Origin of the sequence: Pannonibacter sp., assembly GCF_051860505.1 — a bacterium.
Taxonomy (GTDB): Bacteria; Pseudomonadota; Alphaproteobacteria; order Rhizobiales; family Stappiaceae; genus Pannonibacter.
Window position 1 is genome coordinate 1 of sequence record NZ_JBHYDX010000043.1, and the last position, 10,734, is coordinate 10,734.

Annotated in this window: 9 protein-coding genes; all 9 read right to left on the reverse strand. The window is 51.1% G+C overall.

Translation table 11 applies throughout. From position 1 onward, the window contains the following. Positions 1-678: 678 nt before the first annotated feature. The gene (gene galU, locus ACTIFE_RS20175; RefSeq protein ID WP_439530938.1) at positions 679-1,569 is read right to left on the reverse strand and encodes a UTP--glucose-1-phosphate uridylyltransferase GalU; all 891 of its coding nucleotides are present in this window, start codon (positions 1,567-1,569) and stop codon (positions 679-681) included. A gap of 558 nt (positions 1,570-2,127) precedes the next feature. Continuing rightward, positions 2,128-2,742 (reverse strand): transglutaminase-like cysteine peptidase, encoded by a 615-nt coding sequence (locus ACTIFE_RS20180; protein ID WP_439530939.1) that lies wholly within the window; start codon positions 2,740-2,742, stop codon positions 2,128-2,130. A gap of 234 nt (positions 2,743-2,976) precedes the next feature. Further along, complete coding sequence (gene galE / locus ACTIFE_RS20185) at positions 2,977-3,975, reverse strand: UDP-glucose 4-epimerase GalE (RefSeq protein WP_439530940.1); 999 nt, start codon at positions 3,973-3,975, stop codon at positions 2,977-2,979. A 4-nt stretch (positions 3,976-3,979) separates the two neighbouring features. Further along, a complete protein-coding gene (locus ACTIFE_RS20190) occupies positions 3,980-4,579 on the reverse strand; it encodes a hypothetical protein (RefSeq protein ID WP_439530941.1) in 600 nt (199 codons plus the stop codon). Between the two features lie 587 nt (positions 4,580-5,166). After that, positions 5,167-6,210: a glycosyltransferase gene (locus tag ACTIFE_RS20195; protein WP_439530942.1), complete on the reverse strand. Its 1,044-nt coding sequence runs from the start codon at positions 6,208-6,210 to the stop codon at positions 5,167-5,169. After that, complete coding sequence (locus tag ACTIFE_RS20200; protein WP_439530943.1) at positions 6,207-7,382, reverse strand: glycosyltransferase; 1,176 nt, start codon at positions 7,380-7,382, stop codon at positions 6,207-6,209. Before ACTIFE_RS20200 ends, ACTIFE_RS20195 begins: the two co-directional genes overlap by 4 nt. A 2-nt stretch (positions 7,383-7,384) precedes the next feature. Beyond that, on the reverse strand, positions 7,385-8,494 hold the full coding sequence (locus ACTIFE_RS20205) for a polysaccharide pyruvyl transferase family protein (protein ID WP_439530944.1): 1,110 nt from the start codon (positions 8,492-8,494) through the stop codon (positions 7,385-7,387). A 27-nt stretch (positions 8,495-8,521) separates the two neighbouring features. Further along, a complete protein-coding gene (locus ACTIFE_RS20210) occupies positions 8,522-9,652 on the reverse strand; it encodes a hypothetical protein (RefSeq protein WP_439530945.1) in 1,131 nt (376 codons plus the stop codon). Positions 9,653-9,963: 311 nt separating this feature from the next. Then, positions 9,964-10,734, reverse strand: a 771-nt coding sequence (locus tag ACTIFE_RS20215; protein ID WP_439530946.1) for a UDP-glucose dehydrogenase family protein, incomplete at its 5' end; no start/stop codon positions are given.

The window sequence follows — 10,734 nt, forward strand, 5'->3', positions numbered from 1 at the left end:
AGACCTTGGCTCTCCGGTCCCGGGTCTCCGCTCCGCTGCGCCCGGGATGACGATAGAGGGTTTGTCAGCAGTCTGAGCCCGCAATCTGCGGGCTTTTTTGTTACCAAGCCCCGACCAGACCGAAGTCATTCCGGCCCAGCGGAGCGCCGAGCCGGGACCGGAAGGGCGAGGCCTCAATATTTCAATGAGTGATTGCCGCAGTGGCCCTGGCTCTGCGGTCCCAGATCATCTCGTCGCTCTCGTTCGGGATGACCACAGGGGGCTTGTTGGCAGTCGGAGCGTGAATTTTTACGGGCTGTGGTTGAAGCCAAAGCAGGTGTTCATCTTGGGCATCCTGGTCGGGCTTGTCCCGGCCATCTGCAAGTCATTGATTCATATAAACTCTCGGCACAGGGCCGAGGGTGACGAAGGGGAGGCTGCAGGGGTGTCGACAGTCTGAGGCAGCATCTTTCGGGCTGAGGCTACCGCAACAGCGGTGCATCCAGCTGCCCGCGCAGATGGCGGCCCGCTATCGCCCAGGCGCCATGGCGGAAATGATGAGGGCTTCATCCGCAGTGTGATCGCAAGCGTGCCCGAAGGCAGTCCACATTGAGGCGCCAAAAGTTGTGCCGGGCCGTTGTGCCGGCCCGGCCCGATCTGTTTAGAATGCGGCCTTCTGCGAAGGCAAGCGCCGCGCCCTCACGCGCCGGTCTTGGCCCGGATCACGTCCTGCAGCATCGGCAGCAGGTCGGCGGCCAGATCCGGCTGGTCGAGACCGAAGGCGAGGTTGGCTGCGAGGAAGCCGATCTTCGAGCCGCAGTCATAGGACCGGCCCTCGAAGGCGAGCGAGGTGAAGGACTGGGTTTCCATCAGCTTGATCATGCTGTCGGTGAGCTGGATCTCGCCACCGGCGCCTTTTTCGTGACGCGACAGAAGGTCGAAGATTTCAGGCTGCAGGATGTAGCGACCGGTGATCATCAGGTTCGACGGCGCGGTGCCCGGGGCCGGCTTCTCGACCATGCCGGTGATCGGCATGGCGGCCTTGCGCGGTCCATCGGCCAGCTTGACGATGCCATACTGATGCGTCTGGTCTTCCGGCACTTCCTCGACGGCGATGATGTTGCCGCCCGTCTGGTTATAGACCTCGACCATCTGCGCAAGGCAGCTCTTCTCAGACTTGACGATCATGTCCGGCAGCAGGATGGCAAAAGGCTCGTCGCCGATGATGTCGCGGGCGCACCAGATGGCATGGCCAAGGCCGAGCGGCTCCTGCTGGCGCGTGAAGCTGGTGGCACCGGCATGCGGGCGCATCGAGTTCAGCAGTTCGAGGGCAGCGATTTTGTTGCGGCGGCGCAGGGTGTCTTCCAGCTCATAGGCCATGTCGAAGTGATCTTCGATGACCTGCTTGTTGCGGCCCGTCACGAAAACAATGTGCTCGATGCCCGCTTCGCGCGCTTCATCCACCACATGCTGGATGATCGGACGGTCGACGATGGTCAGCATTTCTTTCGGCACCGCCTTGGTGGCGGGCAAGAACCGTGTTCCCAGACCGGCAACTGGCAGAATTGCCTTGCGGATTGGCCTGACCATTTTCTTCAATCTCCTGGATACAAAAAACTCAAAAACCAGCTTGCCGCTGTCTTTTCCGTCAACGGTGCTGTGCTGTCACTCTAGGTCATATCATGTGCGAAGAGGCAAGCAATTGAACGGCTTGTACCCGTCTTGCCCCTCAGGAACATGACAGAAACGACTGTCAATCCGCAAGGCGTCCGACCGCTGAAAACGGCGGCAAGGGTCAGTCGATCCTGTGCCTTTTGAAGGCACGAAATGATGTTAGGGAAATTGCGCCGGGTGCCGGCAGCAGAATGTGAAATGGACCACTCGGGTGGCCCTTGCCCCTGCCACCGACCGGTGCTGTGACCGCCAGCTGGCGGCTCTGCCCCCTCTAAGGGGACTGGCAGGGACATAGTCATAGGCCCACCGGCAGCAACCTTGTCCAGGGAACAGGCCGGGCGGGGGAGTGTCCCGATGCCCCCGACCTGCCCAGCCTAAGCAGGGCGCGGCGAGCTTAGGCATTGCCGGGGCCGCGCAAACCCGAACGGGTTCGGCGCGGCACGCGGCAATCGGCAGGGTTTATTGGCAAAAGGATCAGAGCTTTTTCCAGGCCGCCGGGTTGGAGCTGGCAATGGCGATCCAGCGATAGTCGGTCTGCTGACGCGAGACGATGGTCTTCTTGAGGTTGTCGAGGACGAGTTCGCCCTTCGAGGTCTTGACCACCAGGACGGCATGGCCTTCGCCTTTCGAGGTCCGGACCACCGCCATGCGCAGCGCGCCGGCCGGCACGCCGAGCTTGATCAGCTTGCTGCGCTTGGTCAGGGCGAAGTCCTCGCAGTCGCCGGTCTGGCCGCCGACGCGCCAGACGTCGCCCTGGTCGGCGGTCCAGCGGATCGACCGGTTGACCTCGTTGTTGACGCGGTTCAGCTTGGCCACGAGCTGCGGGCTGTAGGCGACAGTGTCAGTGCTTTTCGCCGGCTTGCATTCGCCCGGATTGCGCAGGCAGAAGATCATATAGGCGCGCGGGGCGCGGGTGGCGGTGAATGTCGCGCGGTTGTTGCGCGGCTTGTAGGTCTGCGGGCTGCGCGAGACCTCGGGCTGGAACAGCTCCGGCTCGCCGAGGGCGCGCGTGTTGCCGAACCAGCCGGCATTGGCATCCGTTGCAAGGCCACTGGCCAGCATCAAGGCACCGGTGGCAGCTGCGATCAAGAGGTCTTCATAACTCCACTCCCTGTTGTCCAGGGTCTGATCCCGGTGCCGCGACCCCCTGCCGCCTTGCATCCCGGATCTTTCCCTCATCCTGGGAATGGTCTAGCAGCCCAACACCTGCAGCCCGTTTAAGTGGGAAAATACAATTTTATCGATCTGCGTTTTTGTGGCGGGAAGGGGGGCGTAATAAGGGCGCGAGCGGAAAGGGCAGGTTTACCAATGCGGTGAGATGAATCACGAAAGATTGTTTGTTCGCCTCGCGATCAATTTCTGTTCCCATTCAAGTGCGTGACGCACAATCAGCTCCAGATCATTGTATTTGGGCACCCAGCCGAGTTCCGTACTGACCCTTTCGTTGCTGGCAACAACCTTGGGCGAATCTCCTGGACGTCGCTCCGCTTCAATGACTGTGAAGTCAACGCCAGACACGCGCTTGACGGTTTCGATGACCTGGCGGACAGAAAATCCCTCGCCATAGCCACAGTTCATGACTGCGCTGGCCCTACCAGCATGCAACCGTATCAGCGCCAACCTGTGCGCTTCGACCAGATCGCTGACGTGGATGTAGTCACGCACCGCTGTGCCGTCGATCGTGTCGTAGTCTGCCCCGAAAAGTTTCATCTCGGGTCGCTGACCCAAGGCGGTCTGGCAGGCAACCTTGATCAGATGTGTCGCCTCAGGCGTCGATTGCCCTGTCATACCTTCAGGGTCCGCCCCGGCCACGTTGAAGTACCGCAACGCGGTGTAACGGAAATCATGCGCTGCACTGACATCGCGCAGCATCTGCTCGGTCATCAGTTTTGACAGTCCATATGGCGACAAGGGAGCAAGTGGCGCATCCTCCTCAACCGGGATGCTCACAGGGTCGCCGTAAACCGCAGCCGTAGACGAGAAAATGAACTTGTCGACCCCGGCCTTGACGCAAGCCTCGATGAGATTGCGCGACGCGGCCGTGTTGTTGCGGTAGTACTTCAAGGGATCCGACACGGATTCCGGCACGATGATCGATCCTGCAAAGTGGATCACGGCGGTGATCTGGTGTTCCGCGAGGACACGCTCAACAAGCGCTGTTTCCGACACGTCCCCTACAATCAACTCGGCACTCGGCGGCAATAGCCAGCCATATCCAGTTGAAAGATTGTCGAGGACGATCACACTCTCGCCCGCCCTGGCCAGGCAGTGCGCCATATGGCTTCCGATATAGCCGGCACCGCCGGTGATGAGTGTGCGCAAATTTTTATCCTTTCAATTTTTTTAGAATTACAAGCAAAAGATAAACTGAACGCCATAGGCAAGCTAGCAAAACGGCAATCAGGACACCCAAGCCACCAAATAAAAATCCGAAAATTGCACCGAAAGCAGCGATTAATACAAAAAAAATAGATCCGCTAACCAATTGTGCATTGTAAGAGCTAATCTTTAATGTGTAAAAACCAAAGTATATGCTGCAGGTAAGCAAACTGCATGCAAAGCCGAGAACCAATGAATCCAGTGGAGGGAGGAAAAAAATATTCATAAAAAATGATATGCCATTAGAAAAAATAGGCATTAAAAAGAATGAAACCATGCAGAATGCTGCTGAAAAAGCAAATATCTGCGAGCTTTGAAAAATAAAGTCCTTCGAACTATGACTTTTTCTGGATATTGAAGATTGACCGAGTGCTGATACAATAGGGGTTAACCCCATAAAAACTTGGTACTGTATTGAGTATTGCCCAACAAACTCAAGGGATGCGAAAATGCTCATATAGTAACGCAACAGAAATTGTGGAAAAAGGCCAACAAATTGGGAAAGCGCAAGCGAAACAAAAATTCTCTGAAATTCATCGCGTTGCATGTTGGAGTTGTCACTGAGGTGCATCGGCTGGCCAAAATACCTGAACGAGAGAGATTCAAATAATGAGAGTGTAAAAAAAGCAATGATGCAAAAAATATTCGTGTTAACAAAACTGAATCCTGACTCGGCGCATGAAATATATACAAAAATAGACAAAAAATGCCGAAGGAAGCTAGAGAATACGATTCTTCTTTTCATTTTAAGGTATTGATAGTGTGAGTATGTTTCATCGCCCAAGGATTGCGCAAATCTAAGCAGGCAGTATGTCAATAACAATTTGTAATCGTAATGAATTATTGATGATACGAAAATTATCGTAGCGAAAATTAAAATAAAAGAAGAAAGACGATACTTAAATATTCTGCGAGAGTTCCCGTTCTTTTGAATTTCGATCAAAGATATGCTTTTTGTGTCAGAGACGCAAAAGCAGCATATTGCCGTTGCCAATGTGAGGGCTAGGGAAGCTTGGCCGGTAGCCGACAAGCCAAAATATCTCGCAGTGGCAAAAATTAAGAAAAACTGGAATAAGAACGACGAAATATTATGGATTGCAAGTGCAGTTGTGATTGAAATACCTTTGATATTAATCATAACGTCGCACCTGTCGAATATAAATTGCGCAAGACTTCAGACTGCTTTTCTTCAGTCATTATTGACCGGATTAATTCTGATACCAAAACAGGCGACTTTGACATCGTTGAATTTAAGATATTCTCTATTGATCCAGCCATTTGTCGTGGTGTTGCAGGCATCTCCGAGTAGAATGGCCTTAGGCAACTGAACGCCGGGATCGAGCGTAGAAGAACCGGTATCCCTGCGGCGGCGGCTTCTACTACAGTCATTGGGAACCCCTCCCAGGCGGCAGTATGCAAATAAACATCGCTTGCAGAGAGATGGTTGAGGACATCCTGTTCGGAAACCCAGCCGGTGACTTTGACTCCTGCGCGCATCAATTCTCTCGAGAGGATTGGGTCTCCGCCTCCAACCCAAGTAACCTCAATCGAACTCCTAGACAATGGATCCAGCTCATTGAGACACTCAATTAAAAAAAATGGGTCTTTCTGTGCGCATACTCTTCCTATTAGCACTATGCGTAATTTGCCAATAGGAGCAATCTGTTTAACGGTTGGCGTGCGCATCGGGGAAACATTAGGTACGAATGATGCCTTCATTTTATGATTGAGGATTAGCCCTTGTTGCACTTCATCCTCAGAGACGCCAACAAATCGTGATGTTCGAACAGAAAGTGCCTTTTCAATCTGAAAGTATATATATCGACGGATCTTGCTTTCATTTGTTCTATGAAATGAAAACCCATGTGGAGAATACACAATCTTCTCCCCGGGAACTAGCGCCAAGCGCCCAAACGCACCAGCAAAACTGCTATGTAGATGAACAAAATTTGGCGATAATTCCCTATATCTGTTTGTGACAGAGAATGGAATGCGCCATTTTGACCTCGGTAAAGAATATATAGTTCGAAAAAAATGCGATAAATTGGTATCAATGCGATCCTGCTCGCGTACATTTATTAACAAATGGTGCTCTAATTCTGGAGTTGCACGGGCGAATTGCTTAATAGATGTGACAATTCCCCCTCCGAATGCCTCGCTGACGTGTAAGATTTTCATTTATAATTCCCCCAAGAATCTGAGATGGACGAATAGAATTCTCGGATATCTTTATCAATAAATTTCTTTCTATATTGTCGAGCTGTTTGGGCATTTTGGCGCGATATCTCGTTAAGCTCTTGTTTGGTCAGCTTGGAGATAAGTACTCCTGCGGCAGCCACATCACCGACCGGCACCAAGTACCTCAGATCGATCAGCTCCCGCATGCCGCCAACGTCGGTGGCCACCACGGGTAGGGCGCGAGCCATAGCTTCAACAACTGCGCGTGGAAGTCCCTCCGCTTTCGATAGCAATATGAAAAGATGAGCCTCGTCTAGATACTCCTCTAAATCATGATCTCTCTTCCTAGCGCCGACAAAGAAAACTTGGTCTTCGACACCCAATGTTTTGCATAATTCCTCTAATTTCGACCGCAGAACGCCGTCGCCGACAAGTGTAACCGTAACCTGTTTGTTTAAATTTTCTTTCATATACGCGACAGCTTCAATTACTGAGGCGTGCCCTTTATAACTATGAGACATCATGCCGACACAAACCATGCGTAGGGGGGACAGGTCCTCTCTGTCGTAGTTCCTTGATTGTGGATGAAAGTATTCGTCGGAAATGGATACGTCACTAGTCCCGAACGTAACAGAGTTTGGTGAGGGGGGGTACTTTGACTGGAGATAAGTCTTTGTAACGTACATACTACATTTTGACCTGGCTAGGATGTACTTAAGTGAATTAGTAAAAATTAAACGCGCGAATCTGGATACAATCGAAGAGCCAGAGTGAGACGAAAATTGATCGTAGGGGTCAGCGACAACCAATGCATAGATTGGATGTTTTGTAAAAATCAAACGAAATATCGCACAGATAATTGGAAGGGTGCCAGGTAGATAAAAGAGAATTGCATTGCGCGAGACTGCAAGTCGGAAAATTTTATAAATAATAATCGGCGAAAATAAAACAAACTGCATGAGACCGTTATAACTCGGCAGTCGGTTAAATGAGACGCCCGGGCCTGTAACTGGTAATCCAACAGATGACCCGGTGTAAGCGCGAGCATGTATTGTCGTGCTTTCAAACGATGCTGCGAAACGTGAACCAAATGTAGCATAGCCCATGTGTGAAGATAACGGAGTGTCGTTGTGCCAACGAAACCTCCCGTCCATCAAAACAATTAAGTTCATGATTAAACGATCTCCCGAATTCGCGAAATGAACTCGCTGTATTTTTCCTCCAGAATTCCCTTATTATTTTGTATCTTTCGCCAGAATGAATCGGGATCGGCACGTAACTGTGAGATCTGGCGTACAACTGTTTCAACGTCAAAGTCGTACACATTGTGCACAAACTCGGAGATTCCAAGGTCCTGATATGCTCCAAAGCCCTTTCGTTCATACGAAAGGTGAACTGTAGGCACGCCTTGTAAAATGGACTCCAATGCACCGTGTAAACGAACTGATACACACGCCGCAGGCTTTTTGTCGGACTCAAGGACATGCCGAACGTCCGGTGCGTGTATCTCCCCGAATACGTCCCGATAAAATGCAGGATCGTCGTTGCCGCGACCTTTGCTTTGGACGGCGAGGTAGGCGTTTTCGACTTGATGGAAGCATGACTTCAATTTCATTTCATAGAAATTTTGTCGTCTCGATGAGCCATTTAGTTTCCGTCCGATGAACATTACGTCCTCGGTGCGCATTTGTGCGGTGCTAGTGCCGATAGAACGAGCTATTGCAAAGACCGCTAAATCGGGCGTTCGCACACAGTTTGATCCGCCAACTTGTTCCATCGAGCGATCGTCGCGAAGGCACAAAAGGCTAACTTTTTGAAGATCCGATCGCATAAGACGTCCCGACACGCAATGGAAAGGACCAGCGCTTTGCGAGAGATATACTGTGGGGCGGTTCGATGAAACTGCACAACGCAGTTGCGCTCCGTGTGCAATCATTGCTTTCAACGACTGAAAGGCGGATATTGACCGCATATATCCGCCTCCCACGGCGACAATAAGATCAATGTCATGAACAGGGATGGGAAATATTAACGGCTTATGTGTGAAATACTGAATTACTGATTTGAACGATCCAGAAATCCTCTCGATAAAATTAGTCGATGTAGAGGCAAGTTGTATATTATTCGATAAATCAGAAAATGAATCTGCATCCATACATAGATAGCGAATGTCACTAGTTGCCCCAAAGGCCTCGTGAATTATTCGAGTGGTGGCGTCAACTAGGAGTCCGTCTCCAGAGTTTCTTCTCGAGTATGCATGGATTACCAGTATCTTTTTAACCATGATTGTTCTCGCGCGTTCGATTTTTGATCAAGCAAATTTTGCTTTCTTTCGATCTCTTCTTTGTATGTAACTAGCCAATAGCCATGAGGGTAATATGAATTGAACAATGAAATACATCATGCTATTGCTGTCGTAAATTATGAAGGCAACCGGCAGTAGGCAGGCGGCTGGAGCCATGATTGCAGTCCAGTGCCCGAGTTTTGCTGATGCTGCTGCGCTATTCAGCTTGCGCAATGCGTAGCCTGCTGGCGCTGCAAAGAAGAATGAAGCAAAACCGAAGTTTACAAACAGTTCGCCAAAGCCGCCAAAAACAAAAGTGGTAGCAAGTCGTGCATCAAATGTACGATTTGGGAAAATGATTTCTGTTTTCTCGAGAATGAATGTCTCGGGCCGAAATGGCAGCAGTCCGCTTGGGACAATAGATAACAAGCCACTTAGAATGCTGCGCCCCAGAGATAGCGGATAGTCGTCTGCAATCATCCGAGACAGAGCGATCGTTTGCATATCCATTCGTCCAAAATCTCTTGCAAATACAAATGCAATTGGATTGTCGATCTGCCTTGCCTGGAATGCACTGTCACGAATTGTTTCAGAAAAAACGGCGTCAATTCCGCCGAATTTATATATAAGGTAGTAGTTCATGAACGTTACTAGAGCGATTGCCGCCCAAACTAGTGAGCCCTTCGAGAGCCGTCGTACGTAATAGTGATATGTTAAGGCAATAACTGCTAGTCCAAATGCCACAGTTGAACGGCTGCCGCGTAGACCAACGACAAAAATGCTTACTATTGACATAATAGCTAAAAACGCAAATAGCGCGTAGCGGGTTCTAAAAAATGCATACTCGCTTAGGATGACAATCACAGTAGTGCCAAAAAAAATCGGAAACATATCGCCAATTAACACCAGTGGGCCGAGACCTGCGAAAGGGTTGTTAGCAACAACTCCTGATGCTATGCGATCAGAATAGGCCGATATGTAACCACCAATGCCCCCAAAATAAAGGAACGTTATAATCTTTAAGCTAAAAGAAAATGTTGTCATTAAAATAAGAAAACCGATTTGTTTTTTGTTTGAGGATGATGTTTCATTTTTTTGTTTAATATCTGGTGTTATTTTGTAGAATACAAATACAATGAAGACAAAAAATAACTGCATGTATGTCCATGCGACATACCATTCGTTATAAGCTTCGCTCCAATTGAGATACGGGAAGTATCGAAAGCAAATCTGATATGTCGGAGAAAGGACAAAATACGAGATAGAGAACATTGATAGAATTACGATTGGGCTGAACGTATCTATGCGCCGGCTTGCCCACCATGCAATCGGTCCAGAGAATATTAGTAGCATTATGACATTTGGTGGTAACGCAAGGATCGGAAAGGACTCAGTTCCAGCTGTTGCAATTATAAGCATCAGCAGCACAGATATCAGCGTGACTACAGTATAGGTAACAGTAAAATTCATTACGAGTTTGCTTTCCCTCGTCCGATACCTACAAATTGAAAATCTTGGCGTTCAATCTCCGCAGGATTGTAAACATTGCGCAGATCCACGAGGACCGGGGCTTTCATCACGGTCTTGAGGCGCGGGAAGTCGAGGGCGCGGAAGGCGTCCCATTCGGTGACGATGACGAGGGCGTCCGCGCCGCTGGCGCAGTCATAGGCGTCCTTGGTGTAGGTGACGGTGTCGAGCAGGTCCTTTGCCGCTTCCATGCCTTCCGGGTCATAGCCGCGCACGCCGGCGCCGCCATCCAGCAAGGCCTGGATGATCGAGATCGACGGGGCCTCGCGCATGTCATCGGTGTTCGGCTTGAAGGTGAGGCCGAGGACGGCAATCGTCTTGCCGCGCAGGTCGCCGCCGACGGCCGCCACCACCTTGCGCGCCATGGCGCGCTTGCGCTGGTCGTTGATCGCCACCGTCGTCTCGATCAGGCGCACCGGGCTGTCATGGTCCTGCGCGGTCTTGACGAGGGCCAGCGTGTCCTTCGGGAAGCACGAGCCGCCATAGCCGGGGCCGGCATGCAGGAACTTCGCGCCGATGCGGCCGTCAAGGCCGATACCGCGCGCCACGTCCTGCACATCCGCGCCGACGCGCTCGCACAGGTCCGCCATCTCGTTGATGAAGGTGATCTTCATGGCGAGGAAGGCGTTGCCGGCGTATTTGATCAGCTCCGACGTGCGCCTTGCGGTGAAGAGCAGGGGGGCCTGGTTGAGATAGAGCGGGCGGTAGACCTC